The organism is Nocardioides ureilyticus, assembly GCF_051280745.1.
Classification (GTDB): Bacteria; Actinomycetota; Actinomycetes; order Propionibacteriales; family Nocardioidaceae; genus Nocardioides.
In genome coordinates this window covers 71,070-93,022 of record NZ_JBNCOG010000017.1, presented here as the reverse complement: position 1 = coordinate 93,022, position 21,953 = coordinate 71,070, and the positions used below count along the sequence as shown (strand labels likewise).

At 72.5% G+C, this 21,953-nt stretch carries 34 protein-coding genes; 23 read left to right on the top strand and 11 right to left on the bottom strand.

Annotated elements, in window-relative coordinates; genetic code table 11:
• Positions 1-78: 78 nt before the first annotated feature.
• The 6 genes from prfB to ACSMHG_RS11555 all read right to left on the bottom strand — a co-directional run bounded on the left by prfB (position 79) and on the right by ACSMHG_RS11555 (position 5,194).
• Positions 79-1,197: a peptide chain release factor 2 gene (prfB, locus tag ACSMHG_RS11580; protein WP_435745034.1), complete on the bottom strand. Its 1,119-nt coding sequence runs from the start codon at positions 1,195-1,197 to the stop codon at positions 79-81.
• A 91-nt stretch (positions 1,198-1,288) separates the two neighbouring features.
• Entirely contained in the window at positions 1,289-1,780 is a 492-nt protein-coding gene (locus ACSMHG_RS11575) for a CAP domain-containing protein (RefSeq protein WP_435745032.1), read from the bottom strand.
• A gap of 67 nt (positions 1,781-1,847) precedes the next feature.
• Positions 1,848-2,327 (bottom strand): CAP domain-containing protein, encoded by a 480-nt coding sequence (locus ACSMHG_RS11570; protein WP_435745030.1) that lies wholly within the window; start codon positions 2,325-2,327, stop codon positions 1,848-1,850.
• 10 nt (positions 2,328-2,337) lie between these two features.
• The gene (locus ACSMHG_RS11565; protein ID WP_435745027.1) at positions 2,338-3,051 is read right to left on the bottom strand and encodes a class F sortase; all 714 of its coding nucleotides are present in this window, start codon (positions 3,049-3,051) and stop codon (positions 2,338-2,340) included.
• Between the two features lie 8 nt (positions 3,052-3,059).
• Complete coding sequence (locus ACSMHG_RS11560) at positions 3,060-4,352, bottom strand: hypothetical protein (RefSeq protein WP_435745024.1); 1,293 nt, start codon at positions 4,350-4,352, stop codon at positions 3,060-3,062.
• Between the two features lie 185 nt (positions 4,353-4,537).
• Positions 4,538-5,194, bottom strand: coding sequence for a DUF2306 domain-containing protein (locus tag ACSMHG_RS11555; protein WP_435745022.1), 657 nt, complete (start codon positions 5,192-5,194; stop codon positions 4,538-4,540).
• Between the two features lie 133 nt (positions 5,195-5,327).
• On the opposite strand from ACSMHG_RS11555, the gene ACSMHG_RS11550 reads away from it, so the two are divergent.
• The 5 genes from ACSMHG_RS11550 (at position 5,328) to ACSMHG_RS11530 (ending at position 9,523) form a co-directional block, all read left to right on the top strand.
• On the top strand, positions 5,328-5,966 hold the full coding sequence (locus tag ACSMHG_RS11550; protein ID WP_435745019.1) for a TetR/AcrR family transcriptional regulator C-terminal domain-containing protein: 639 nt from the start codon (positions 5,328-5,330) through the stop codon (positions 5,964-5,966).
• A gap of 313 nt (positions 5,967-6,279) precedes the next feature.
• On the top strand, positions 6,280-7,560 hold the full coding sequence (locus tag ACSMHG_RS11545; RefSeq protein WP_435745015.1) for a TadA family conjugal transfer-associated ATPase: 1,281 nt from the start codon (positions 6,280-6,282) through the stop codon (positions 7,558-7,560).
• Complete coding sequence (locus ACSMHG_RS11540) at positions 7,560-8,414, top strand: type II secretion system F family protein (protein WP_435745013.1); 855 nt, start codon at positions 7,560-7,562, stop codon at positions 8,412-8,414. Before ACSMHG_RS11545 ends, ACSMHG_RS11540 begins: the two co-directional genes overlap by 1 nt.
• On the top strand, positions 8,411-9,352 hold the full coding sequence (locus ACSMHG_RS11535; RefSeq protein ID WP_435745011.1) for a type II secretion system F family protein: 942 nt from the start codon (positions 8,411-8,413) through the stop codon (positions 9,350-9,352). The genes ACSMHG_RS11540 and ACSMHG_RS11535 overlap by 4 nt, the downstream gene beginning before the upstream one ends.
• A gap of 42 nt (positions 9,353-9,394) precedes the next feature.
• Complete coding sequence (locus ACSMHG_RS11530) at positions 9,395-9,523, top strand: hypothetical protein (protein ID WP_435745008.1); 129 nt, start codon at positions 9,395-9,397, stop codon at positions 9,521-9,523.
• 6 nt (positions 9,524-9,529) lie between these two features.
• Here ACSMHG_RS11530 and ACSMHG_RS11525 read toward each other — a convergent pair whose 3' ends face one another.
• From ACSMHG_RS11525 to ACSMHG_RS11510, 4 genes are read right to left on the bottom strand one after another with little or no spacing between them, the layout of a single operon-like run.
• Complete coding sequence (locus ACSMHG_RS11525; RefSeq protein ID WP_435745006.1) at positions 9,530-10,990, bottom strand: recombinase family protein; 1,461 nt, start codon at positions 10,988-10,990, stop codon at positions 9,530-9,532.
• A gap of 3 nt (positions 10,991-10,993) precedes the next feature.
• Positions 10,994-11,230 (bottom strand): hypothetical protein, encoded by a 237-nt coding sequence (locus tag ACSMHG_RS11520; RefSeq protein ID WP_435745004.1) that lies wholly within the window; start codon positions 11,228-11,230, stop codon positions 10,994-10,996.
• Between the two features lie 10 nt (positions 11,231-11,240).
• Positions 11,241-11,657: a hypothetical protein gene (locus ACSMHG_RS11515; RefSeq protein ID WP_435745002.1), complete on the bottom strand. Its 417-nt coding sequence runs from the start codon at positions 11,655-11,657 to the stop codon at positions 11,241-11,243.
• 46 nt (positions 11,658-11,703) lie between these two features.
• The gene (locus ACSMHG_RS11510; protein ID WP_435745000.1) at positions 11,704-12,153 is read right to left on the bottom strand and encodes a helix-turn-helix domain-containing protein; all 450 of its coding nucleotides are present in this window, start codon (positions 12,151-12,153) and stop codon (positions 11,704-11,706) included.
• 283 nt (positions 12,154-12,436) lie between these two features.
• On the opposite strand from ACSMHG_RS11510, the gene ACSMHG_RS11505 reads away from it, so the two are divergent.
• The 12 genes from ACSMHG_RS11505 (at position 12,437) to ACSMHG_RS11450 (ending at position 18,820) form a co-directional block, all read left to right on the top strand.
• Positions 12,437-12,679 (top strand): helix-turn-helix domain-containing protein, encoded by a 243-nt coding sequence (locus ACSMHG_RS11505; protein ID WP_435744998.1) that lies wholly within the window; start codon positions 12,437-12,439, stop codon positions 12,677-12,679.
• On the top strand, positions 12,679-12,870 hold the full coding sequence (locus ACSMHG_RS11500) for a hypothetical protein (RefSeq protein WP_435744996.1): 192 nt from the start codon (positions 12,679-12,681) through the stop codon (positions 12,868-12,870). Before ACSMHG_RS11505 ends, ACSMHG_RS11500 begins: the two co-directional genes overlap by 1 nt.
• 92 nt (positions 12,871-12,962) lie before the next feature.
• Entirely contained in the window at positions 12,963-13,517 is a 555-nt protein-coding gene (locus ACSMHG_RS11495) for a hypothetical protein (RefSeq protein WP_435744994.1), read from the top strand.
• On the top strand, positions 13,514-13,840 hold the full coding sequence (locus ACSMHG_RS11490; protein ID WP_435744991.1) for a hypothetical protein: 327 nt from the start codon (positions 13,514-13,516) through the stop codon (positions 13,838-13,840). The genes ACSMHG_RS11495 and ACSMHG_RS11490 overlap by 4 nt, the downstream gene beginning before the upstream one ends.
• Positions 13,837-14,199: a hypothetical protein gene (locus tag ACSMHG_RS11485; protein WP_435744988.1), complete on the top strand. Its 363-nt coding sequence runs from the start codon at positions 13,837-13,839 to the stop codon at positions 14,197-14,199. Before ACSMHG_RS11490 ends, ACSMHG_RS11485 begins: the two co-directional genes overlap by 4 nt.
• Positions 14,196-14,519 (top strand): hypothetical protein, encoded by a 324-nt coding sequence (locus ACSMHG_RS11480; RefSeq protein WP_435744986.1) that lies wholly within the window; start codon positions 14,196-14,198, stop codon positions 14,517-14,519. The genes ACSMHG_RS11485 and ACSMHG_RS11480 overlap by 4 nt, the downstream gene beginning before the upstream one ends.
• Entirely contained in the window at positions 14,516-15,421 is a 906-nt protein-coding gene (locus tag ACSMHG_RS11475; RefSeq protein ID WP_435744983.1) for a hypothetical protein, read from the top strand. The genes ACSMHG_RS11480 and ACSMHG_RS11475 overlap by 4 nt, the downstream gene beginning before the upstream one ends.
• 1 nt (position 15,422) lies before the next feature.
• A complete protein-coding gene (locus ACSMHG_RS11470) occupies positions 15,423-16,622 on the top strand; it encodes a recombination directionality factor (protein WP_435744981.1) in 1,200 nt (399 codons plus the stop codon).
• Positions 16,619-16,888 carry a hypothetical protein gene (locus ACSMHG_RS11465; protein WP_435744978.1) on the top strand — a complete coding sequence of 90 codons (270 nt, stop codon included), beginning with the start codon at positions 16,619-16,621 and terminating at the stop codon, positions 16,886-16,888. The genes ACSMHG_RS11470 and ACSMHG_RS11465 overlap by 4 nt, the downstream gene beginning before the upstream one ends.
• A gap of 26 nt (positions 16,889-16,914) precedes the next feature.
• On the top strand, positions 16,915-17,793 hold the full coding sequence (locus ACSMHG_RS11460; protein WP_435744975.1) for a 3'-5' exonuclease family protein: 879 nt from the start codon (positions 16,915-16,917) through the stop codon (positions 17,791-17,793).
• Complete coding sequence (locus ACSMHG_RS11455) at positions 17,790-18,434, top strand: hypothetical protein (RefSeq protein WP_435744973.1); 645 nt, start codon at positions 17,790-17,792, stop codon at positions 18,432-18,434. The genes ACSMHG_RS11460 and ACSMHG_RS11455 overlap by 4 nt, the downstream gene beginning before the upstream one ends.
• Positions 18,431-18,820, top strand: a complete 390-nt coding sequence (locus ACSMHG_RS11450; protein WP_435744970.1) for a hypothetical protein — start codon at positions 18,431-18,433, stop codon at positions 18,818-18,820. Before ACSMHG_RS11455 ends, ACSMHG_RS11450 begins: the two co-directional genes overlap by 4 nt.
• Positions 18,821-18,828: 8 nt before the next feature.
• On the opposite strand, the gene ACSMHG_RS11445 is transcribed toward ACSMHG_RS11450, so the two are convergent.
• Positions 18,829-18,984 (bottom strand): hypothetical protein, encoded by a 156-nt coding sequence (locus ACSMHG_RS11445; protein WP_435744967.1) that lies wholly within the window; start codon positions 18,982-18,984, stop codon positions 18,829-18,831.
• A 51-nt stretch (positions 18,985-19,035) separates the two neighbouring features.
• On the opposite strand from ACSMHG_RS11445, the gene ACSMHG_RS11440 reads away from it, so the two are divergent.
• The 6 genes from ACSMHG_RS11440 to ACSMHG_RS11415 are packed head-to-tail and all read left to right on the top strand — an operon-like array spanning position 19,036 to position 21,826.
• A complete protein-coding gene (locus tag ACSMHG_RS11440; RefSeq protein ID WP_435744964.1) occupies positions 19,036-19,161 on the top strand; it encodes a hypothetical protein in 126 nt (41 codons plus the stop codon).
• Complete coding sequence (locus ACSMHG_RS11435; protein WP_435744961.1) at positions 19,158-19,640, top strand: RusA family crossover junction endodeoxyribonuclease; 483 nt, start codon at positions 19,158-19,160, stop codon at positions 19,638-19,640. The genes ACSMHG_RS11440 and ACSMHG_RS11435 overlap by 4 nt, the downstream gene beginning before the upstream one ends.
• The gene (locus ACSMHG_RS11430; RefSeq protein ID WP_435744959.1) at positions 19,640-19,810 is read left to right on the top strand and encodes a hypothetical protein; all 171 of its coding nucleotides are present in this window, start codon (positions 19,640-19,642) and stop codon (positions 19,808-19,810) included. The genes ACSMHG_RS11435 and ACSMHG_RS11430 overlap by 1 nt, the downstream gene beginning before the upstream one ends.
• Complete coding sequence (locus ACSMHG_RS11425) at positions 19,810-21,045, top strand: hypothetical protein (protein ID WP_435744956.1); 1,236 nt, start codon at positions 19,810-19,812, stop codon at positions 21,043-21,045. Before ACSMHG_RS11430 ends, ACSMHG_RS11425 begins: the two co-directional genes overlap by 1 nt.
• Positions 21,042-21,317: a hypothetical protein gene (locus ACSMHG_RS11420; protein ID WP_435744954.1), complete on the top strand. Its 276-nt coding sequence runs from the start codon at positions 21,042-21,044 to the stop codon at positions 21,315-21,317. Before ACSMHG_RS11425 ends, ACSMHG_RS11420 begins: the two co-directional genes overlap by 4 nt.
• Entirely contained in the window at positions 21,314-21,826 is a 513-nt protein-coding gene (locus ACSMHG_RS11415) for a hypothetical protein (protein WP_435744951.1), read from the top strand. Before ACSMHG_RS11420 ends, ACSMHG_RS11415 begins: the two co-directional genes overlap by 4 nt.
• The last annotated feature ends 127 nt before the right edge of the window (positions 21,827-21,953 follow it).

The following is a 21,953-nucleotide window of genomic DNA, read 5'->3' as shown; positions in this document are numbered from 1 at the left end:
ACACCCCCCCGTCCCCGCGGGCCCCCGCGCCCCCCCGGGGGGGGGCCGGGGGGGCCCCCGTGCCGGTCCCGGCTGCGGTCAGTTCTCGGCGGCCTTGTCGGCGCCGCGGCGCCAGCGGATGCCCGCCTCGAGGAACCCGTCGATCTCGCCGTCGAAGACCGAGGCGGGGTTGCCGACCTCGTAGCCGGTGCGCAGGTCCTTGACGATCTGGTACGGGTTGAGCACGTAGTTGCGCATCTGGTCGCCCCACGAGGCCTGGACGTCGCCGCGCATCTCGTCGAGGTGCGCCTTCTCCTCGGCCTTCTTCAGCGCCAGCAGCTTGGCCTTGAGCACCACCATGGCACTCGCCTTGTTCTGCAGCTGGCTCTTCTCGTTCTGGCAGGAGACCACCGTGCCGGTGGGGATGTGGGTCAGCCGGACCGCGGAGTCGGTGGTGTTGACCGACTGGCCGCCGGGGCCACCGGAGCGGTAGACGTCCACCCGGATCTCCTCGTCGGGGACGTCGATCTCGTCGGTCTGCTCGAGCACCGGCACGACCTCGACCGCGGCGAAGCTGGTCTGGCGGCGGCCCTGGTTGTCGAAGGGGCTGATCCGCACCAGGCGGTGGGTGCCGGCCTCCACGCTGAGCGTGCCGTAGGCGTACGGCGCGTGGATCGCGAAGGTGGCCGACTTGAGGCCGGCCTCCTCGGCGTAGGAGGTGTCGAAGACCTCGACGGGGTACTTGTGCTGCTCGGCCCACCGCGTGTACATCCGCATCAACATCTCGGCGAAGTCCGCGGCGTCGACGCCGCCCGCGCCGGAGCGGATCGTCACCAGCGCCTCGCGGGCGTCGTACTCGCCGGAGAGCAGGGTGCGGACCTCGAGGCCTTCCACGGCCTTGCGGATCCGGCCGAGCTCGCGCTCGGCGTCGGCGATGGCCTCGGCGTCGCCCTCCTCCTGCCCGAGCTCGACCATGATCGCGAGGTCGTCGAGGCGGCCGGAGAGCTCCTCGAAGCGGTCGACCTGGCCCTGGAGCGCGGAGAGCCGGCCGGTGACGCGGGTGGCGTTCGCCTGGTCGTCCCAGAGGTCCGGAGCCGCCACCTGCTCGCCGAGCTCGATGATCTCGGCGCGCATCGCGTCCAGGTCGAGCACCTGCTCGATCGTGCGCATGGTCGCGTGGAGCTGCTTGATCGCTACGTCGAAGTCGGGGCCTGCCACAAGGGACAAGACTACGCGGGGCGCGTGGGCCGCGGCTCATCGGCGAGCCGGCGGTGGCCCAGCAGTGGCCCAGCGGTGGGCCAGGGGCAGCTCAGCGACGACTGCCGAGCACCTGCGCGACGTACCAGACGCCGTCCTCGGAGCGGCGGGACACCACCGCCATCGCCTCGAACCGCGGCTCGAGCAGGTTCGCGCGGTGGCTCGGGCCGAGCCAGGCCTCGACGACCCGCTCGCCCGAGCGGTAGCCGGAGGCGAGGTTCTCCCCCGCCAGGTCCAGGTCGCACCTGCGCAGCACGGGGCGCAGGTCCTGGTGAGCCATCCGGCCGGCGGCCGCCATCGCCTTGGCCTGCTTGCGGGCGAAGGTCCGCAGGCAGCGGTCGACGTCGAGGGCGGCGACCCCCTCGGCGGCACGGACGTCGTTGGTCGCGGTGACGGTCCCGTGGGAGTACGAGGCGTGCTTGCGCGGCTTCACGGGTGAGCCCGGGCGCGGCTCGGCGTGGCCGGGCGCCGGCGCGAGCAGGGCCGGCAGCGCCAGGGCCAGGAGGCAGGCCGCGAGCGGCCGGCGGATGGTGCGAGGGAGCATGGAGGTGACGGTAGGGACTCCAGCGGCGCCCCGCACCTCGCTGCGGGGAGTCTTTGCCTGCGGGTCCTCAGCCGGCCGGCGTGCCGAAGACCTGTGCGACGTACCAGGTCCCGTCGTCGGCGCGGCGGGCGGCGATGCCCATCTCGGTCCACTGGCGGGCGAGGATGTTCGCGCGGTGCCCGGGCGACTTCATCCAGCCCTTGCGCACCACCGTGCGCCCGGTCGGGTAGCCGTAGGCGACGTTCTCGCCGACGTGGGAGAGCAGGCAGCCGTCGAGCAGCGGGCCGAGCAGCTGGTGGAAGATGTTCTCCTGGCCGGCCATCGTCCGCGCCTGCCGGACCGCGGCCCGGCGCAGGCACCGGTCGCGCGAGAGCCGGTCGAGGTCGCGCCGGGCGCGGACCTTGTTGGTGGCCTTGAAGGCGGCCGAGGCGTACTCCTGCGCGGGCCCGGCCGCGCTGGCCGCGGGTGCGGGCAGGGCGAGGACCGCCACCACCAGGGCGAAGGTGGCGACGAGGGAGCCGAGCGCGGAGCCGAGACGTGCTTGCACCTCAGCGACATTAGGTCAGGTCGGCGGTCTCCGGGACCGGTTCGGACGAGGTCTGACCGTTCGGACGATCCGCGGGGACCGCGGTGACCACGACGTTGCTCAGGTAGCGGACGCCGTCCCAGTCCTCGCACGTGATGACCACGAGCCGGCCGGGCACGTCCTGGCTGAAGAGCCGCTCGGCGTCCTCGGCCAGCTGACCCTTGTCGTAGACCTTCACCCGCTTCACGACGTAGTCGAGCGTGCCCTGGTCGGTGCGGACCACGACCTCGTCCCCGGGCTCGACGTCCTCGAGGTCGTCGAGCGCGCCGCCGCCGTTGTGGACGGTGTGGCCGGTCACGAGGGCGCTGCCCTCGCGCGCGCCGGGCTTCGCGCCGTCGGCCCACCAGCCGAGCTGCTGCGGGTCCGAGGGCGGGATGAGGGTGCGGTTCGGGGCCTTGATCGGCATGACCGGGGCGTCCACGTCGAGCTCGGGGATCGTCAGCCGCACCGGCGAGCCGGGGCGGCGGGGGGCCGGCACGGCCTCCTCGGTGGTCTCCAGCGACGGGCTGGGCGTGGGGCTGGCGGCGGCCCCGGGGTCGGCCCCGGTGGACGGCTCGGGGTCGTCCACGGCCCACCACACGAGGCCGGCGACGACGAGGACCGCGGCCGCCGCCAGGACCAGCCAGGGGCTTCTCCAGCGGCGGCCGCGGCGCGGCTTCTCAGCGGTCTTCGACTCCTCGGGCACGCCTCGATTCAAGCACCCTGCCGGCGGCGGAGCAGCGCGTAGGTGCCGAGCACGAGGCCCAGCCCGACGATGGCCAGCGGGACCGGGGAGGTCACGAGGTCGACGACCGGGTTGTCCCCGCCCGCGTCCACCGCTGTGGGGACCGCGGCGTCGTCGTCACCCGCGGCGGCGCGGACGGCCACCTCGTCCGCAGCGGCACCGGCGACGACGGCGTCCGTCGCCGACGCCTGGATGCCGAGCACACCGGCGATCGGGTTGCCCTCCTCCAGGCCGGCGATGATCTCGAGCACGCCGGCGTCCGGCATGGCGGTGCCGGTATCGACGGTGCCGGTGTCGACGGCCGGGGTCTCGCTGTCGGTGCCGGGGGTCTCCGTGCCGGGCGCCTCCGTGCCGGGCGTCGTCGGGGCCGCCGCCTGGTCGCAGGGCTGGACCCAGAAGACCTTGGACTTGGTGTCGTTGCCCTGGGAGAACGGCGTCGCGACGGTCACCTTGACGTGGTAGCCCTGCTTGGGGTGCGGCGTACCGGTGAAGCCGAGGGTGTAGCCCTGCACGGCGTCGAGGCCGGTGGCCGTGCCGGCGCCGCTGGCCGGGTCCTCGCCGACGAAGACGCGGGACGGCTCGGTGCCGCTGATGACCGCGTCGGCGGTGGGCGCGTGGGCGACGAAGCTGACCTGTGACCAGTAGTCGCCCTCGTCGAAGCCGTACCACTCGATCTGGAACCGGCAGCCCGGGTGCGGGTTGTTGTCGGGCGTGCCGTCGGCCTCGCCCAGCTGCGCGATCTTGATCGTGCCGTTGTTGCCGGCCGGGTCGCCGTTGCCGCCGGCGTTGCCCGGCTTGGGGCCCTTCGCGCCGGCGTTCCCACTGGCGTTGCCGGGCTTGGGGCCGTTGCCGTTGCCGCCCGCGTTGTCGCTGTTGCCGCCAGGGGTGCCAGGGTTCGGGTTGCCCGGCCTCGGGTCCTTGGGGCCCTTGCCCGGCTTCGGGTCCTTGGGGCCCTTGCCCGGCTTGGCGCCGCTGTTGCCGGGTGCCTTGCCCTGGCCGGCCTGCTCGGGCTTCGGCTCGGGCTCCGGCTTGGCCGTGGGCGCAGCGTTCGGCGCCTGCTGGCGGCCCTTGCCCTTGTCGTCGTTCTTGGCCTGGCCGTTGCCCTTGCCCTGGCCGTTGCCCTCGCTCGAGGTCTCCTGGCCGGCTCCGTTGCCGTTGCCGTTGCCCGGGTTCGCGGCGGCGGGCGCAAGCCCGGCCCATCCGGTGAGCACGACGGCGGCCGCGACGGCGAGCGACCTCTTCACAGGCGCGGTGGTACGCATGACGTTGTTCCCCATGTCTGTCGGATCCCCGACGGTGTCGACGGCGAGTGGCTCGCGGCCCCCCGACCGCGCTGCCTCGTGTGGGATTCCTGATCCCCGTTCGACGACGGCAGAAACGGCGCCGCAGGGTGGTCCAGACAGGTGATCTCGGCCTCGTGCCGGGCCGGCTGCGCGACGGGGCGCCGTCAGTGCCGGGGGGCCATGCGGCGGATCACGGCCTCCGCGACCACCACGTTCACCACCCAGCCACCCAGGTGCAGCGTCAGGTGACCCACCGGGTTCGGGTCACCGAAGAGGAGCAGGGACGGGAGCCCGAGGACCGCCTGCGTACCGGCCCCCTGACCGATGGCGTAGCCACGGATCATCCAGGCCCGGTGCCGCCGCACGTCGCGTGCCCGGATGGCCTGGAGAGCCAGCACCAGGGAGACGAACATCGCGACACCGAAGACGACCCGGACGCCGTCGGTGACAGCGAGGTTGGGGTAGGGCAGGGGGTACCGCACCGCCATCCACGTCCCGCTCAGCGCGGCGACCAGCCCGCCGACGAGGACGACCTTGCCCGCCGTTCGGTGCCACCGCCCCCGACGCAGGGACGGCACGAACTGGAAGGCGCCGACCAGACAGAAGACGGTCGCCCCGACGATGTGCGCGATCACCGGCAGCGGATCGGCGAAGAAGCGGGCGTTCTCCGGCGTCACCGGGCCGCCCGATGCGAGCGAGCCGACACGCACCATGCCGGCGACGACCGGCACGAGGCTGAGCGCGATCAGGCCGGTCGGCACCGGCCACTGCCGGGGCCGGCTCGGCGCCACGCTCGGGCGCAGCGGGGTGGAGGTGGCCATGCGGACGTCCTTTCGTCTTACAATGTAAGGCGACCATACGTTGTAAGGTCCTCCGCGTCCAGAGACGTGGAGGTGAACAGCAGTGGTCCGGTCACGTGAACCGCTCGACCGCCGCCGGGTCCACCTGGCGGCCATGGCAGTCGCGGACGCCCACGGCCTCGCCCACGTGACGATGCGACGGGTCGCCGCCGACCTCGGCGTGGAGGCGATGTCGCTCTACCACCACGTCGCGAACAAGGACGCGCTCCTCGACGGCTTGGCCGAGGCCGTGGTGCAGGAGGTCCACGACCAGGTCGCCGCGACGGGGTCGGGCGCGCCAGATGCCGACTGGCGCGCGACGCTGCGGCGGCGGTTCCTCACCGCGCGGAGCGTCATGCTCCAGCACCCCTGGGCCCCCGGACTGCTCGGAAGCCGCCCGGCCGCCCCGGCGGCGCTCCTCGCGTACTACGACGAGGTGCTGGCGACCATGCTGGACGGCGGGCTCTCCTACCGCCTCGCCCACCGCGGACTGCACGCGTTCGGGAGCCTGGCGCTCGGCTTCGCCCAGGAGCTGTTCCCCGCCCCTCCCGCGGACGCGGCGGCCACGACGCCGAGCGAGGCGGAGAGGGCGGCGCTCGCCGAGGCGTTCCCCCACCTGGCAGCCATGACGGCCGCGGAAATCCACGACGCCGATGGCGACGTGCTGGGATGGTGCGACAGCCAGACGGAGTTCGAGTTCACCCTCGACCTGCTCCTGGACGGGCTGGAACGAGCCCGGTCGGGAGAAGACTGATACCAGAGCCCTCGCTACGGGCCGGTCCGGCCTCCACCGACCGTGGAGGAACTCCCCAGCGCAGCAGCGGCACCTACGGACGTACCCATCCTCCCGTGAAGCGGCTCCTCCCCGCTCGACGGAAGCTGGATCCGAGGTTCGGTACGTCGGGCGGCACCGCCGTGGAACCCGACGAGCCGGCGGGCTGGCTCCGGCAGCGGTCGAGACGCGGGCTCAGCGCCACCGATGGCTTTCCACAGAGCGGACGGAAGGGCTTCCCACCGGCCCCCGCAGCGGCCATCATCCAGAACCAGAAGCCATCTCGGGGGTTCTGATGCCGTTGGTCCAACCGTCCGCGCACGTCACGGGCGTTCGCGCCGACCCGGTCGAGCAGCTCGACCAGCGGGTCCGCGAGCTCGTGCGCCGCGACGGCGTCGACCCTCAGCGCGACGGCGCCGTCGTACGCCGCCTCGCCGAGTCGGTCGTGCGCGAGCACGACGAACGCAGCCTCACCGGACAGGTCGCGCCGCTCGCCGACCCCGCCGCAGTCGTCAGCGAGCTCATCGCCCGGATCGCCGGCTTCGGGCCCCTCCAGCCCTACCTCGACGACCCCACCGTCGAGGAGATCTGGATCAACGACCCCACCCGCGTCTTCGTCGCCCGCAACGGACGCCACGAGCTCACCAACCTGATGCTCACCACCGCCCAGGTCCACGAGCTCGTCGAGCGGATGCTGAAGTCCAGCGGCCGACGCATCGACCTCAGCAACCCCTTCGTCGACGCCATGCTCCCCCAGGGACACCGCCTCCACGTCGTCCTCGAGGGCATCAGCCGGGGCTTCACCGCCGTCAACATCCGCAAGTTCGTCCTCAAAGCGGCCCGCCTCCGCGACCTCGTCGAGCTCGGGTCGCTCACCCCCAAGGCCGCCGGGTTCCTCGAGGCCTCGGTCCGAGCCGGCCTCAACGTGCTGGTCGCCGGCGGCACCCAGGCAGGCAAGACCACCCTCCTCAACTGCCTGGCCGGAGCGATCCCCGGCGGCGAACGGGTGATCTCCGCCGAGGAGGTCTTCGAGATCCGGTTCCCCCACCCGGACTGGGTGCCCCTGCAGACCCGCCAGGCCGGCCTCGAGGGGACCGGCGAGATCCGACTGCGCGAGCTCATCAAGGAGAGCCTGCGCATGCGGCCCAGCCGGATCATCGTCGGCGAGGTCCGCGCCGAGGAGTGCCTCGACCTGCTCCTCGCCCTCAACGCCGGGCTGCCCGGCATGTGCACCATCCACGCCAACTCCGCCCGCGAGGCTCTGGTCAAGATGTGCACCCTGCCGCTGCTGGCCGGCGAGAACATCTCGGCCCGGTTCGTGGTGCCGACCGTCGCCGCCTCGGTCGACCTCGTCGTCCACCTCGGCGTCGACGAGCACGGCGTGCGTCGGGTCAACGAGATCGTCGGCGTGCCCGGGCGGGTGGAGAACGACGTCATCGAGACCGAGCCCATCTTCCGGCGCTCCGGCGGCGAGCTGCGACGCGTGGGCGGCACACCCCCGCGCCTCGACCTCTTCGAGCGCGCCGGCATCGACGTCCACGCGCTGCTGGCGGCTGCCCACGAAGGCGACCGCTGATGGGCGCCCTGGTCGGGCTCGGCGTCGGTGTCGGCCTGCTGCTCATCTGGTCCGCCTTCCAGCTGCCCCGCACCCCGCGACAGGGACCGCGCCCGGCGAGCCGGACGAGCACCCTGCTCGCTCGCGCCGGGCTCGCCTCGGTGTCGCCCACGTCGTTCGCGGCGTTGTGCCTGGTGACGGGCGGCGTCGTCGGGCTCCTGGTGCAGGCCGTCTCCGCCACGCCACCCGTCGCGGTCGCCTTCGGCGCGATGGGCGCCTACCTGCCGGTCACCGTCGTGGCCGGCCGGGCGCGGCGCCGCCAGCGGGAGCTCGCGGAGGTCTGGCCCGAGGCCGTCGACCACCTCACCAGCGCCGTCCGCGCCGGCATGTCCCTCCCCGACGCGCTCGCCGCCCTCGGGAGCCGCGGGCCGGAGCCGCTCCAGCCAGCCTTCGCGGACTTTGCCCTCGACTACCAGGTCACCGGCCGGTTCGGCGAGTGCCTCGACCGGCTCAAGGAGCGCCTCGCCGATCCCGTCGGAGACCGGGTCGTCGAGGGCCTCCGCGTGGCACGCGAGGTCGGCGGCGGCGAGCTCGGGCGGTTGCTGCGGAACCTGTCCGGATACCTGCGTGACGACCTCCGCACGCGCTCGGAGCTCGAGGCGCGGCAGGCGTGGACCGTCAACGGAGCCAGGCTCGCGGTCGCCGCACCCTGGCTGGTGCTGCTGTTCATGTCCTTCCAGTCCGAGGTCATCCGCCGGTACGCGTCGCCGGGCGGGGTGCTGGTCCTCGTCGTCGGCGCCGCGGCGTGCGTGGTCGCGTACCGGCTGATGATGCGGATCGGTCGGCTGCCGACGGAGCGGAGGATCTTGTCGTGACGGCCGCGACCTGGGGCGGCGTCCTCGGGGCCACGCTGGCCGCCGGACTGATGCTCGTCGCCGTACGTGCCGTGGCCTGGCGACGGACGCCGTTGACCGTACGGGTCCTGCCGTACCTCCGGGACCTGCCGCGCACCTCGCCCGGCGTACCGTCCGCGGCCCCGGGCCCGCCGACGTCCGTGGTCGCAGCGGTCTACGGACCACCACTGCGGTCAGCGGCGCAGACGGTCGAGCGGGTGCTCGGCGGCACGGCCTCCGTGAAGCGTCGACTCGAACGGGCCGGGTTGAGCGGCACCTCGGTCCACGACTTCCGGGTGCAGCAGGTGCTGTGGGGACTCGCGGGCTTCGCGCTCGCGGCGGCGTACGGCCTGCTGGAGGCGCTGACCGATCCCGGCGGTGCGCTTGCGTCCGCGATGCTCTGCCTCGTCGCGTTCGCGGCCGGCGTGCTCGCCCGGGACAACCACCTCACCGGACAGGTCCGCGCCCGCGAACGGCGCATCCTGGCCGAGTTCCCGACCGTCGCCGAGCTCCTGGCGCTCTCCGTGGCCGCCGGCGAGAGCCCCGTCGCCGCGCTCGACCGCGTCGTGCGCCGCAGCGGCGGCGACCTCTCCGCCGACCTCGGCAAGGTGCTCGCCGCGGTGCGGACCGGCGAGCCGGTCCCGTCGGCGTTCGACCGGCTCGCGAGCGCCTCCGGGCTGCCTCTCGTCTCCCGCTTCGCCCAGGGCATCGCCGTGGCCGTCGAGCGCGGCACGCCCTTGGCCGACGTGCTGCACGCCCAAGCCGCCGACGTGCGCGAGGCCGGCCGACGCGAGCTCATCGAGGTCGCCGCACGACGCGAGGTCCTCATGATGGTGCCGGTCGTCTTCCTCGTGCTGCCCGTGACCGTGCTCTTCGCCTTCTGGCCCGGCGTCGTCGGGCTCAGCCTCACCACGCCATGAACGACCGACGACCGGTCGGCTCTCGGAAAGGTAGGACCTGACATGGAACACCTGGACGCCGCACTGCTGCGGCTGCACTGTCTCCTGCTGGCCGCGGTCGCGCCACGCGAACGCGACGAGCGGGGCGACGTGCCGGGATGGGTGCTGGTCACCGTCGTGAGTAGTCCCTAAAGGCTCCTACTCGTCCCACGCCCACCGGAACCGGACCGCCGCCCGCGGCCGCCCCGTCCACACCCTGATCTCCCGCAGCAACGACCGCAACACCTCCCGCCGATGCTCCACCGGCAACCGATCCCACGACCGCAGCAACTCCCCCGCCGTACGCCGCGGCGCCACCGGCACACCCCGCGCCTCCCGCCCAGCCGCCTCCACCGCCGCCTGCAGCTGCCCCAACTGCTCGGCCAGTTCGTCGTGCGCCCGCCGGTACACCGCCGCCGGCAGCGGGCTGGTCGCGTTCTGCACCGCCAACCGCGTGAGCGCGTCCTCCACCCGCGTCACCTCCCGCGCGAGCCGCTTCCCCTCCGACCTCGCCGCCGTACGCCGCGCCTTCGCAGCGACCGACGCCGTCGCGTGCTCGTCGACCTCCCCCGCCACCGCCCCGAGCTCCGCGAGCAGCTCCCGCTCGAGCATCGCCGCCATCACGTACCCGCCAGCGCAGACATCGGGGCCCTGCTCCTTCCCCGCCCGGCACCGGTACTTCGGCGCCCGCGCGTTCCCGAACTGCCCAGCCACCATCCCGCCGCCGCAGCGACCGCACTTCACCAACCCCGAGAGCACGTACTGCGACCGCTCCGTCCGCGCCGGCCGCGCCCTGCGGCGCTCCCGGGAGTCGAGGTACGCCCGCCAGACCGTCTCGCTGATCAGCGGCTCGTGCACACCCGCCTGCAGCTGGCCGCCGGCCATGAACCGGCCGGACGCGAACCCCGAGTCCAGGACCCGCCGCAGTGACCGGTCCGACCAGGCGCCGCCGCTGGTGGTCCGCCACCCGTGGGCGTTGAGCCACCGCACCAGCGTGTAGACCGACTCCCCCGCGACGTACCGGCGGTAGAGGTCGGCCAGCACCGGCCCGGACTCGGGGTCGGGCACGTGCAGCTTCCGCTCGGCGTCGTAGCGATAGCCCCACTTCGGCTTCCCGGTGGCGGGCTTCCCGGCAGCGACCCGGCGGGCGTGGACCTCCTTCCACACCTCGCCGATCCGCTCGGCCTCGAAGGCGTTGAGCTCGGCGAGCATCCCGCGGGTGAACCGGCCGGTGGAGGTGGTGGTGTCGACCTGCTCGGTGGCGGACTCCAGACGGCCGCCGGCTTCCTCGACACGGTCGATGGCCACGGCCCAGCGGAGCCGGTGCCGGGCGGTCCTGCTGAACTTCCAGACGAGGAGGACGTCGTACTCGCCGGCCTCGACGGCGGCGACGGCCTGGTCGAGACGTGGCCACCAGGCGGACTTCGCCCGGGAGCCGGACTCGTCGATGCCCTCGAGCCAGCCGGTCATGTCGTAGCCGCGGGCGGTGGCGTAGTTCTCGATGGCGACGCGCTGGACCTCGGGGGCCATCATCCCGTCGCGTTCCTTCGACACGCGGACGAGCCCGAGCGCCCGTGGGGCGACCTCGGGGACGGCGCGGAGGGAGGAACGACGCGGCATCAGCTAGTCACGCCGGCTGGACTTCATGCCCTTGCGGATGGCCCAAGTGAACGCGCCGATGAAGAACACGATCCCGCCGACCGTGGTCAGTGGGTTGCCGTCCTCGTACTCGTCCCCGGCCGTCCCTGCGATTAGGCCACCGATGACGGCGACCAGGAGCCCGCCGAGCATCCACGTCACCGGGTTGCCCCAGTCGATCCTGAACCGGGACCGCTTGGCGGACTTGTTGGTGCTGCTCACGTTCTTCTCCTCAGTGTTGTCGGTGCTCGAGCTGGTGGTCGAGGAACTCGCGCTCCTCATCGGTCAGGGTGGCCAGACGGGCCTGCAGAGTGGAGACATCGACACGCAGCTCCTCAGCGGCGTCCTCGATGTACTCCGCCCACCGCAGGGCCCGCTCGAGCTCGGCGAGGGTGATGAGCCGACGGGCGGACTCGCGGCGCACGGCCGCTTCCTCGCGGGGCTTCATCCACCGCGGAACGTCGCCCCGCTCGTCGTGCACGAGCTCGTGGGCGATGACGCAGCGACGCTCTTCGAAGCCCATCGACCGGCGGAGCGTGATCGTGCGGGTGGCGAAGTCGATGCACCCGCGCCTCCCGCGCTCGATCCAGGTGAGCTTCACCTCGGGGCGGTCGGCGAGCTCCCGCCAGGGGTTCCACGGCTGCTGCATGCCGGGACCGTAAGCAAGGCCGCCGACAGCGCTCACGGGATCGGCGTCAGGGGTGGTCGACCGGCTCATCGTCGCCGGTGTCGCTGTCGTCCTCGTCGTACGCGGCGTACCCCTCGGGCAGCGCATCGGCCTGGAGTTGCCGGCGCCTCGCTTCCCGGGCCTCATCGAGACCTGGAAGACGGGCGCCGGCCTTGCTGGTGGCGGCGGTGTCTCCACCGTGCTCACCCCCTTGCTTCAACCTCGTGCGGATCTCCTCAACCAGCTGGTCGTCGGAGAGCGAGTCGAGGGTCGGCGCGGCTGTCGGCCGCTGCTTCGCTTCCTGGGCCGTCAGGAACTCTGCGGCCACGAAGGCCTCGAGCACCGGTCGGTTGTAGGCGCGAGCGAAGGCGGCGACGTTCTCGGCTCGGCCCGGCGTTCCGGTCCTCAGCCAGCGGCTGATCGCGGATTGATCCAGGCCGGCCTTGGCGGCCGCGTCCTTCTGCTGGTCGTCCCCCATGGTTCGGCGGACGAACTCCTTCCAACTCACGGCTGAACCGTATTGCGGGTTTGAGGGGTGCTCACGGCGCTGATTCTGCCTTGCGTCTACGCAAGTGCGCTGGTCACGAATGACAACCGGTGTGTTTCTGCACGTCAGAGCCTCGGCGGGCTTGCGCAAAACCCCGTTACCCAACCGTGACCTCTCGTGATTGCGAGCATGCATATGCTCGTGTACGTTCCTATGCATAGCCGCAAGACAGCAGGTCAGCGGCCTCACGAGCAGCAAGAGAGGAGGGGTGTTGATGACCGCGATCCTCCGTCTCAAGACCGAACAGCTGGCCAAGATCCGTGGCTGGACCGGCCTCACGACGGACACCGCCCTGGCCGAGGCCATGGGCATCGACGCCGGCAACCTGTCGCGCGTCCTCCGGGGCAAGCAGCAGCCCGGACCGAAGTTCATCGCCGCACTCGTCACCGCCCTCAAGGCCGACCTCGAAGACCTCTTCGAAGTCGTCGACGACGGCGCCGCCGAGGACGTGGCCTGATGCCGTCCCGCGAGGAGTGCATCCGCAACGCCGGCGAGGTCCTCGCCACGGCGTACGTCGCCTGCGAGCAGATGACCCCTCGCGAGCAGGCCGAAGCGGCCTGGACCCCGACGTCGCACCACACGGTCGACGAGCTCGAGGACCTCATCCGCGCGGACCGCGGACTGCCGCCCATCCACGACGCCGCCTGACCGCGACGCCCGCACCACACCACCTGAGAAAGCCGGAACCCCGGCCCGCCTGGACAGCAACACCGGGGTTCACGAACTGGAAGGAGTCTCCCATGACGGAGACCAGCACCACCACCGCCACACAGGCTCAGGCGCTCCTCGCAGCCGCCGAGTTCATCGACGCCCACCCCGACCTCCCGGCGCCCTACGTCACGTCGTTCAACCGGGGCGAGGTCGACCTCAACTACTACCTCCACATCAACGCCCGCGGCACCCTGGCGGAGCAGAAGGCGACCGCTGCCGCGATCGTCCGCGCCGTCGGCGGCGACTGGGAGAAGCAGCCCTGGGGCGAAGAGTTCCGCTTCAAGACCACCCGTGGACCGCTCACCTTCGACATCCAGGTCCAGCGCGACGCCGTCTGCGAGCGCGTCGTCGTCGGCACCGAGACCGTCACCCTGCCGGCCACCGACGCCCAGGTCATCGAGGCCCAGCCCGAGCGCACCGAGGTCCGCGAGGTCGTCGAGTGGCGCTGCGCCCCGCTCCTCGCAGACGACGCTCCGGCCGACGACGAGGACGACGACCCGACGCCCCTCGAGCAGTGGGAAGTCACCACCCCCGCCGCCGTCTACGCCACCGGCGACGAGCTCGGCGAGGAGGACTACCGATGACCACCACCACTGACACCGCCGTTACCGCGGCCGTCACCGCCCACGGCCTCATGGCCCTCGGCCTCCACATGGCCGAGCGGAACCTCCCGCTCTACCTCGACATCGAGACCCCGGCCGCCGGCTCCCGCCTCGACCGGATCCTCGTCCAGCTCGACCCCACCTCGATGATCGCCTGGGTCGACTCCGTCGAGACCGACGAGCTCCGCGAGGACCACCGCGACCGGCTCCGCGAGGTCCACTGTTTCGGCCGGCTCCCCGACACCGGTGTCCGCGTCGACCTCTACTACCTGGCGTTCGACCACACCCGGGCGGTGTCGGCATGAACGCCACCGCATCCACGATCACCGGCGACACCGGGGCCGACTGGCCCGGCGCGCTGGTCGTGTTCCTCGTCCTCGCCGCCCTGGCTCTCCACACCTACGTCACCGACGTCCGCCCCCGTCGGCGCCGGCGGTCGGCTGAGTCGGTCGAGGACATCGCCCGCTCCACCGGCGTCCTCCGCGGCGACCACACCCCGTGCCACGGCGGCTGCGGCACGGTCCTCTGCCTCGACGAGCAGACGTGCCCCGGTCACGTCCCGTCCGAGTGCCCTCACCACGAGTTTCTCTGCGGCGACTGCCGCCTCGAGCACTGCGCCGACTGCCGCATCAACGCCCGAGACGACGCGGGGGTGCTCGGATGACCACCGCCAAGTCCCACACCGAGAACACCGCCGCCCGGCTCGCGTTCACCCGGCCGCTCAAGGACCCGCTCCTCGGTCCCCCGGTCATGTCCGACGACATCCCGGAGGTTGTCGACCTGGTCGACGCGGGCCTCGGGTCCTGCGACCGGGCCTTCCCGCACCCGCGCCACGAGTTCACCGACGGCGACCGGTCGGCCTGGTGCGCCGGCGCCCCGCGGTCCCCGGAGGCGGTCGAGTCCGCCCGCGCCGGGGTCGCCGCGATCCGCGCCCTGATCGACCCGGCCACGGGTCGCACCCACGACCACGGGAGCCTGCGATGACGTCCCCCAAGCACGCCCGCGACATCAAGGGCAAGGGCCGCTACTACGGCTCCTGCGGCGAAGGCTGCCCCTTCGGCGACGACCTCCTCATCTCCGTCACCAACGCCCAGGGCGTCGTCGCCAAGCCCGCCCTCGTCCCAGCCGCCGTGAAGGTCACCGCCGAGACCGCCTGGACTCGGCTCCCCGAGATGGTCGCCACCAGCCGGCAGTCCCCCGCCGGGGCCTGCGAGAAGAAGCGCGTCGCCGAACGCTGCGGCCACTGCCGGTTCTGCATCACCGCGCAGATCAAGGCCGAACACCGCAACCAGTGGGACACCGCCGCTGACTTCGGCTCCCTCGTCCACGGCCACGCCTTCGCGCACGTCGTCGGCGAGCCCCGCCCCTACGACCCCGACGTCGAGCCCTTCGTCCAGCAGTACATCCGGTTCCTCTCCGTCTGGCACGTCGACATCGACCAGCACGTCGAGGCCGCCGAGACGACCGTCATCCACCGCGCCAAGCGGTACGCCGGCACCGGCGACGTCTGGCTCTGGCTGCCCACCGGCCCGGGCGGCAAGCGCGAGCTGTGGCTGGTCGACATCAAGACCAGCCGCACCGCGCCGGTCAACCGGGTCTACCCCGACCAGGAGCTGCAGCTCGCTGGCCTCCGCTACGCCCCCGAGGCGCTGCTGCCCGACGACTCCGTCATCGAGGTGCCGAAGTTCCGCGGCGCCGCGCTGCTGAACCTCCGCGCCGACGCCTTCCAGCTGATCCCGCTGCCCGCCGACCGGGCCGCGTTCAGGGCGTTCCTCGGCGCGGTCGACCTGCAGCTCCACTTCCACGCCCAGGACACCAAGGCCTGGGTCCAGCTCGACGCGCCGGCCATGCCCGCGCCCACCACCTCGACCCGGAAGGCGTCCTGACATGCCCATCTCACCCATCGTCCTGCAGCGCAGGCACGCCGAGCTCGGCCGCATCCGCCTCGGCGCGAAGCGGGGCGGCAACGGCGCCCCGATGAAGCTCGAGCAGTTCCGCTTCACCAGCCACTCCGAGCGGTACGTCCGCGACCTCGCCGAGCTCTACGGCGGCAAGCCCCAGCCGTGGGACAACAACGGCGTCCCGTCGTGGGAGGTCTACACCGACGCCACGTCCGTCCCGGTGATCGCCGTCAAGGGCGGCCTCACCCAGTGGATGGAGACCTGGTCCGGCGGTGGCTGCGTGCACCGCTGCGACGGCGAGCGCGGAGCCGACGGCGAGCTGTGCAACCCCGACGACCGCGCGCACCAGATGGCGAAGCCGACGACCCGCCTCTCGGTGATGCTGCCCGAGCTCGAGGCGATCGGCGTGTGGCGGATGGAGTCGCACGGCTGGAACGCCGCCGCGGAGATCCCCGCCGTGGCCGAGCTCGCGCAGTTCGTCGGGGACCTGGTGCCGGCAAACCTGCACCTGGTCGAGCGGCGTGCGATCAAGGACGGGAAGACGTCGCGGTTCGTCGTGCCGGTCCTCGACCTGCAGATCGGGACGGCTCGGCTCAAGGAAATCGTCGCGGCCCGATCGGGCGCCCCGGAGCTCGAGGCGCCCTCGTCGGGTGCTGGTGAGCGGCCGGCGCTCGAGACCCCGGCGTCCGCGTCGGCTGAGCCGCCGGCTCAGCAGTACATCGACCAGTACGAGCCCGCCATGCGCGCGATCGCGGACGCCGCCGACCTGGACCGGCTCGCGTTGATCTGGGACACCGCCCGGGAGCGGAACATGGTCGGCAACACCTCGGAGCCGTCGGCGGCCCGCGAAGCGTTCATCACGGCATGGAAGGCACGGGCGCACGAACTCAAGGCCGCCCACGACCAGGCCGCTGCGACCGCACAGCCGGACGCTGACGGCGCCGTCGACGCCGAGGTCGTTGGTGAGGCAGACACCCCGCTGCCGGACGTCGGCCAGGACGACTCTGGACTCGACGCCGACGCGATCTGGCAGCAGGTCCTCGCGGCCGGTGGTCAGCGCGGGATGTCGCTCGCCGATGTCGAGGACGACTTCGCTCAGCGGATGGGCGGCGTCTCGTCGGCCGAGGCGTCCGCGACCGAGCTGCAGCACTACCTCGCCCTGCTGACCTCAGAGCGTGCCGCGTGAGGGCCCCGACGTTCAGCGACGTCGACGCCCACCGCAACGGGGACTGCCGGGACGACTGCCGCGGCTGCGAGCTGGAGAGCGCCACCTCGACCTTCGTCCCCGGGGTCGGCGAGTTCGCCGGCTACTTCGTCGACGTCGACGTCTACGACACCCCGTGCGTGTGGCGACGCGGCGACGGCGAGCCCCTGTGCGTCCTCAACGCCGGCGACGTCGACGACGACACCCTCTGGGCCGCGATCGTCGCCACGATCGGGGGCGCGCGATGAACGCCCCGAAATGGCACGAGGGCCCCATGGTCGCCTTCGACACCGAGACCACCGGCCTCGACTTCAACGACGACCGCATCCTCACCGCCTCCATCGTCCACCGCACCCCCGGCGCCCGGCCCCGCACCATCTCCTGGCTCCTCAACCCCGGCCGTGACATCCCCGACGAAGCCGCCGCCGTCCACGGCTGGACCAACGACCGCCTCCACGCACACCTCGACGGCGCCGAAGCGCTCCGCATCACCGACCGCCGCACCGTCGCCATCCCCCGCGACGGCGCCCTCTTCGAGATCGCCTCCCAATGCGCCACCGCCCTCCACGTCGGCGCCCCGCTCATCGTCCACAACGCCGCCTTCGACCTCTCCATGCTCGAGACCGAGCTCGTCCGCGTCGGCATCGACCCCCTCTCGGCCCGGCCCTCCGGGATCCGCGGCGTCGTCGACCCGATGGTCATCGAGAAGCAGCACGACCCCTACCGCAAGCAGTGCTACAAGAAGGCCCCCGACGGCGCCGCCTGCGACCCCGAGACCCGCACCCACGTCTGCGGCGGCTGCCGCGGCGGGAAGTACCGGTGCGGCGGCTGCGGATCCACCGACCGCACCCTCACCTCGCTGTGCGCGCACTACCGGATCGTCCACACCGGCGCCCACGACGCCGCGGCCGACGCTCTCGCCTCCACCCGGCTCGCGCTCCGCCTCGCCGAGCAGTGGCCGGAGGTCGCCCGGTGGAAGCTCGGGACGCTGCACCGCAACCAGGAGACGTGGCGCCGCGAGCAGCAGGCCGGCCTCGCGTCGTTCTTCCGGAAGGTCGGGAAGAGCGAGGAGGCCGTGTCGGTCGAGGCCAGCGACGGGTGGCCGGTGCAGACCTCGGTCGCCCGGGCGCTGGGTCTGGCAGGTGCGGCATGAGGTACACGACCCGGCCGCTCTCCGACCGCACCTGGCTGAGGCCCGACTCCGAGCGGGAGTACAGCCGCTTCGACACCACCTGGCCGAAGACCCAGGCCCTACTCGCTCGAGAGGTCGACGCTCTGGGCGGCCGCGACCTGGTGATCGAGGTCGACGTGCCCGAGCGCGGCATCCGGCTTGACGGGCAGTTGCGCGCCGACGCCAAGGCCGCGAGCCCTGCTGTCGTGGTGGCGTTCGAGTCGAAGCACGGCCCGATGCTCTACCGCTGTGACCGGTTCGTGGCCCGGTGGAGCGGGCAGATCGACTGGCAGCACAACGTCCGCGCGATCGCGCTGACTCTGGAGGCGCTGCGCGCGGTCGACCGGTACGGCGCCACTGAGACCGGTCAGCAGTACGCCGGGTTCAAGGCGCTGCCCGCGGGCCGTGCGATGCCCGCCAGCCACATGACCCGCGAGCGTGCGATCGCCATCCTGGCCAGCTACGTCGACGTGCCGCCGGAGCACCTGAACCTCGAGGCGGAGTCGCTGTACTCCACCTGGCGTCGGGCACGCCGCGCTGCTCATCCCGATCGGCACGCCGGCGACCGCACCCTCTGGGACCAGGTCGAGCAGGCCGCCCGGGTGCTGGGGGTGGCGGCATGAGCGGCCAGGAGCCGGAGCTCTTGCCCGAGATCGAGCCGCACCAGCACTGCGACGAGGGGGCGTGCGAGTCGTGCGACTGCTGCGCCGCCGGGTGGTGCATCAACTTCGAGGACGGCAGTCCGTGGGACGACTTCCTCGACCGCAAGCAATTCATCACGCCGGACCCGATGCCGGGGTCGCCTGCCTGGCAGCACGCCGTCGAGGAGTTCGACCTGTGGTGCGAGGTCGCGGTCGAGTCGCGCGGGCTGGACCTACGCACGCCGCCCGGCGCTTCGCCCGGTGAGTGTCTGGACTGCTACGGCGGCGAGGGCGTCTGCGACTCGTGCCCGGCCGCGCCGGATCGAGTCCTACGGCCCGGAGTGAGCCGCGGCGGTGACGACCGGTGAGCCGCGTTCTACTGCGCGTCGTCCTCCGGCACGGTGCCGCCGACGTCACCGCCGGGTTCGTCGCCTGCGATCTCGCGCTCCTTCGCAATCGACTCGTCAGCGGGCTCCTGGGCCACCTCGGACATGTCGAGTGCGGGCGGCGTCTCAGCGTTGTTCTCGGTCATGGCGAACCGGTGCCCACCGCCAGCAGCCCCGATCCGCCCCCGCGGTCCGTCATGAGGTCCCTCCTCGCCTGGCTCGCCGACATCCTCACCGGCCCCGCCTGCCCCTACCCGGCCTGCAACCACCGCGCACGCGGCCACCGCACCCTCGCCGTCCACATCGAACGGACCCACCCATGACCACCACCCCACTCGCCGCACGCATCGCCATCCGCGTCCACGGCACCCCCATCCCCCAAGGCTCCAAGGGCGCCCGCGTCGCCAAGGGCCGCGCCATCCTCTTCGACACCAACGCCGACCGGCTCAAGCCCTGGCGCGAGACCATCCGCGCCGAAGCCGCCGACACCTGGACCTACCGCGACACCCTCACCGGCCCCATCCGCGTCTGGCTCCGCTTCGCCTTCGAGCGCCCCGCCAGCCACTACCGGACCGGCAAGAACGCCCACCTCCTGCGCGACAGGGCACCCCGATTCCCCATCGGCAGCCAGCACGGCGACAGCGACAAGCTCACCCGCGCCGTCTTCGACGCCCTCACCGACGCCGAGGTCTGGACCGACGACCGACTCGTCGTCAAGCACACCGTCGAGAAGTACTTCGCCGGCGAGGACGAGTACGCCCCAGCCGAACCCGGCGTCGACATCATCCTCGAGGAGCTCTGATGGCCACCAAGCTCGCCCAGGTCCGCGTCACCCCGGTCGAAGCCGGCGGCGGCCACCTCATCACCTGCAACCAGTGCGACCTCCACGCGATGCGCGCGCTACGGATCGACGCCGACGAGCTCGCCGTCGACCACCAGCGCCGTCACGTCCGCGCAGGAGGTGACGCCTGATGCCACCCACCGGAGACTCGGTCGCCTACGTCGGCGGCGCCAAGGGTCTGGACATCCCCCGCGCCGACGGCCACGTCTACCGCCAGGCCCACGCCACCAAGAAGAAGGCCACCGGCCTCGACTGGGACGCCCTCACCCCCACCTGCAAGGGCTGCGGCGAGAAGTCTGGGCAGCTGGACGCCGCCAGCCACTGCCCCACCTGCCGCGGCGAAGCACCCAAGCCCCTGCCCATCGCCGCGCGCGGCCGCAACCAGACGTACGCCGAGGCCCACCCCGACGACCTCGCCCAGCGGTTCAACGCCCCGACCGACCCACCCCCGAGCGACGACACCCCCCTCGGCCGCGACCTCGCCGACCTCGAGGCCACCGACCCCAAGGTCGCAGCCTCGGCCGCACGCCTGCAGGACACCATCAACCGGATCACCCGGCCCGACGACCACGTCCGCCCCGAGAACCTCGACGCCGACCAGCCCGCCTCCGTCTACACCGAGCAGGCGAACCTCCAGGCGCAGCTCGACCACGCCACGCGGGTGCTCCGCGACACCGCCACCAGCGCCCACCCAGCCGTCAAGGTCCTCCGCGCCAACGCCATCGGCGCACTAGAAGCGCTCCACCTCATCCACCACCTCCACCAGACCCCCGCCGCGGCGTCCAGCACGGGCGTCAACGCCGCGGCGGGCCACACGTCGGCCGCCGGGACCGGGAAGGGGAAGCCCACCCGGCGGCCGGCCAACCGCCAACACAACGGACCCGTCCGCCTCCAGCTCCCCGCCGACACCGTCGACCGCTACCGCGCCGGCGCCACCACCACCCAGCTCGCCAACGAACTCGGCGTCAGCATCCCCACCGTCCGTCGGTGGCTCCTCGACCACGGCGTCCAGCTCCGCGCCGCCCGCGTCGACTACACCCCCGAGCTCATCGACCAGGTCCGCCGGCTCTACACCGCCGAGGAGAAGACCCAGGCGGAGATCGCCACCATCCTCGGTGTCTCGACGAAGGTCGTGCAGACCGCCATGGACCTGGCCGGCGTCGACCGCCGCGAAGCCAAGGCCCGCGTCGGCCGCGACACCGCCCGCGGTCTCAAGGACCGCATCACCGCCCTCGGCGTCCCCACCCGCGACATCAAGGCCTGGGCCGTCGAGCAGGGCCTCCTCGAGCGCATCACCGTCGGCCTGCCCTCCCGCGCAGTCGTCGACGCCTACGCCGCCACCCACCCCCGGGAGGCAGCGTCGTGACCCACCTCTTCCGCGCCCTCTGGCCCATCACCGACCACAGCGCCGGCATCACACAGCTCGCCGCCCAAGCCCGCCACGACCTGCCGCTCCTCCTCGCCCAGGCCCACGCCCGCACCACCGGCCCCGGCCGGTTCAGCGTCGCCCCCTCCGCCCAGATCCCCGGCTCCGGCCGCACCACCGCCTGGGTCCTCCTCTACGAAGCCCCCGCCATCAAGACCCCCGCCCGCCCCTACCACCGCACCGCCACCTCGACAGGAGACACCGCCGCATGACCACCACCGCCAAGATCGCCGCCAAGGGCTGCACCAACACCGGCCTCACCGAAGACCTCGCCAAGCGCCTCCACGACCAGCTCGGCAAGACCATCGTCGCCGTCGTCGAACTCACCGCCGAGACCCGCACCGAGAACAAGGCCGGCGACGAGACCGTCGTCCTCTCCATCAACACCATCGAGGTCGCCCCCAACAGCCTCACCGAAGACCACCTCCGCGACCTCGCCCGCGCCTTCCACTACGAGCGCAAGCTCGCCGAAGACGGTCCCCAGCTCCTCGAGCCCGGCGACGGCCCCGAGCCCCGTGTCGCCGACGTCCTCCAGTTCGGCCGCAGCGTCATCACCACCGACGACGGCGAGACCCGCCTCCTCACCGACGACGACCTCAACGACCCCGAGCTCGACCTCGACGACCAGCACGACGAGGACGTCACCGGCGGCGAGATCGACCCCACGACGCCCCGCAGCTCCGGCGTCAGCTCCCCGTTCGACCCCGCACCAGCCTCCTGAGACCAGCGCCCGGGAGTCAACGGCCTCTTCCAGCCGAAGGACGCCCCACGCCGCGAACGCCGATCACCGCGGTGGCGTACCTGCTCCCGGGCGCACCCCAGCACCACCCCGGCTCCATCACCGCCGA

Bases quoted from the DNA above. Each gene is read 5' to 3' on its own strand.
- ACSMHG_RS11575 (WP_435745032.1), bottom strand. From the start codon at position 1,780: ATGCTCCCTCGCACCATCCGCCGGCCGCTCGCGGCCTGCCTCCTGGCC.
- ACSMHG_RS11560 (WP_435745024.1), bottom strand. From the start codon at position 4,352: ATGCGTACCACCGCGCCTGTGAAGAGGTCGCTCGCCGTCGCGGCCGCC.
- ACSMHG_RS11555 (WP_435745022.1), bottom strand. From the start codon at position 5,194: ATGGCCACCTCCACCCCGCTGCGCCCGAGCGTGGCGCCGAGCCGGCCC.
- ACSMHG_RS11550 (WP_435745019.1), top strand. From the start codon at position 5,328: ATGGCAGTCGCGGACGCCCACGGCCTCGCCCACGTGACGATGCGACGG.
- ACSMHG_RS11545 (WP_435745015.1), top strand. From the start codon at position 6,280: ATGCCGTTGGTCCAACCGTCCGCGCACGTCACGGGCGTTCGCGCCGAC.
- ACSMHG_RS11540 (WP_435745013.1), top strand. From the start codon at position 7,560: ATGGGCGCCCTGGTCGGGCTCGGCGTCGGTGTCGGCCTGCTGCTCATC.
- ACSMHG_RS11530 (WP_435745008.1), top strand. From the start codon at position 9,395: ATGGAACACCTGGACGCCGCACTGCTGCGGCTGCACTGTCTCCTGCTG.
- ACSMHG_RS11525 (WP_435745006.1), bottom strand. From the start codon at position 10,990: ATGCCGCGTCGTTCCTCCCTCCGCGCCGTCCCCGAGGTCGCCCCACGG.
- ACSMHG_RS11515 (WP_435745002.1), bottom strand. From the start codon at position 11,657: ATGCAGCAGCCGTGGAACCCCTGGCGGGAGCTCGCCGACCGCCCCGAG.
- ACSMHG_RS11510 (WP_435745000.1), bottom strand. From the start codon at position 12,153: ATGGGGGACGACCAGCAGAAGGACGCGGCCGCCAAGGCCGGCCTGGAT.
- ACSMHG_RS11505 (WP_435744998.1), top strand. From the start codon at position 12,437: ATGACCGCGATCCTCCGTCTCAAGACCGAACAGCTGGCCAAGATCCGT.
- ACSMHG_RS11500 (WP_435744996.1), top strand. From the start codon at position 12,679: ATGCCGTCCCGCGAGGAGTGCATCCGCAACGCCGGCGAGGTCCTCGCC.
- ACSMHG_RS11495 (WP_435744994.1), top strand. From the start codon at position 12,963: ATGACGGAGACCAGCACCACCACCGCCACACAGGCTCAGGCGCTCCTC.
- ACSMHG_RS11490 (WP_435744991.1), top strand. From the start codon at position 13,514: ATGACCACCACCACTGACACCGCCGTTACCGCGGCCGTCACCGCCCAC.
- ACSMHG_RS11485 (WP_435744988.1), top strand. From the start codon at position 13,837: ATGAACGCCACCGCATCCACGATCACCGGCGACACCGGGGCCGACTGG.
- ACSMHG_RS11480 (WP_435744986.1), top strand. From the start codon at position 14,196: ATGACCACCGCCAAGTCCCACACCGAGAACACCGCCGCCCGGCTCGCG.
- ACSMHG_RS11475 (WP_435744983.1), top strand. From the start codon at position 14,516: ATGACGTCCCCCAAGCACGCCCGCGACATCAAGGGCAAGGGCCGCTAC.
- ACSMHG_RS11470 (WP_435744981.1), top strand. From the start codon at position 15,423: ATGCCCATCTCACCCATCGTCCTGCAGCGCAGGCACGCCGAGCTCGGC.
- ACSMHG_RS11460 (WP_435744975.1), top strand. From the start codon at position 16,915: ATGGTCGCCTTCGACACCGAGACCACCGGCCTCGACTTCAACGACGAC.
- ACSMHG_RS11455 (WP_435744973.1), top strand. From the start codon at position 17,790: ATGAGGTACACGACCCGGCCGCTCTCCGACCGCACCTGGCTGAGGCCC.
- ACSMHG_RS11450 (WP_435744970.1), top strand. From the start codon at position 18,431: ATGAGCGGCCAGGAGCCGGAGCTCTTGCCCGAGATCGAGCCGCACCAG.
- ACSMHG_RS11445 (WP_435744967.1), bottom strand. From the start codon at position 18,984: ATGACCGAGAACAACGCTGAGACGCCGCCCGCACTCGACATGTCCGAG.
- ACSMHG_RS11440 (WP_435744964.1), top strand. From the start codon at position 19,036: ATGAGGTCCCTCCTCGCCTGGCTCGCCGACATCCTCACCGGCCCCGCC.
- ACSMHG_RS11435 (WP_435744961.1), top strand. From the start codon at position 19,158: ATGACCACCACCCCACTCGCCGCACGCATCGCCATCCGCGTCCACGGC.
- ACSMHG_RS11430 (WP_435744959.1), top strand. From the start codon at position 19,640: ATGGCCACCAAGCTCGCCCAGGTCCGCGTCACCCCGGTCGAAGCCGGC.
- ACSMHG_RS11425 (WP_435744956.1), top strand. From the start codon at position 19,810: ATGCCACCCACCGGAGACTCGGTCGCCTACGTCGGCGGCGCCAAGGGT.
- ACSMHG_RS11415 (WP_435744951.1), top strand. From the start codon at position 21,314: ATGACCACCACCGCCAAGATCGCCGCCAAGGGCTGCACCAACACCGGC.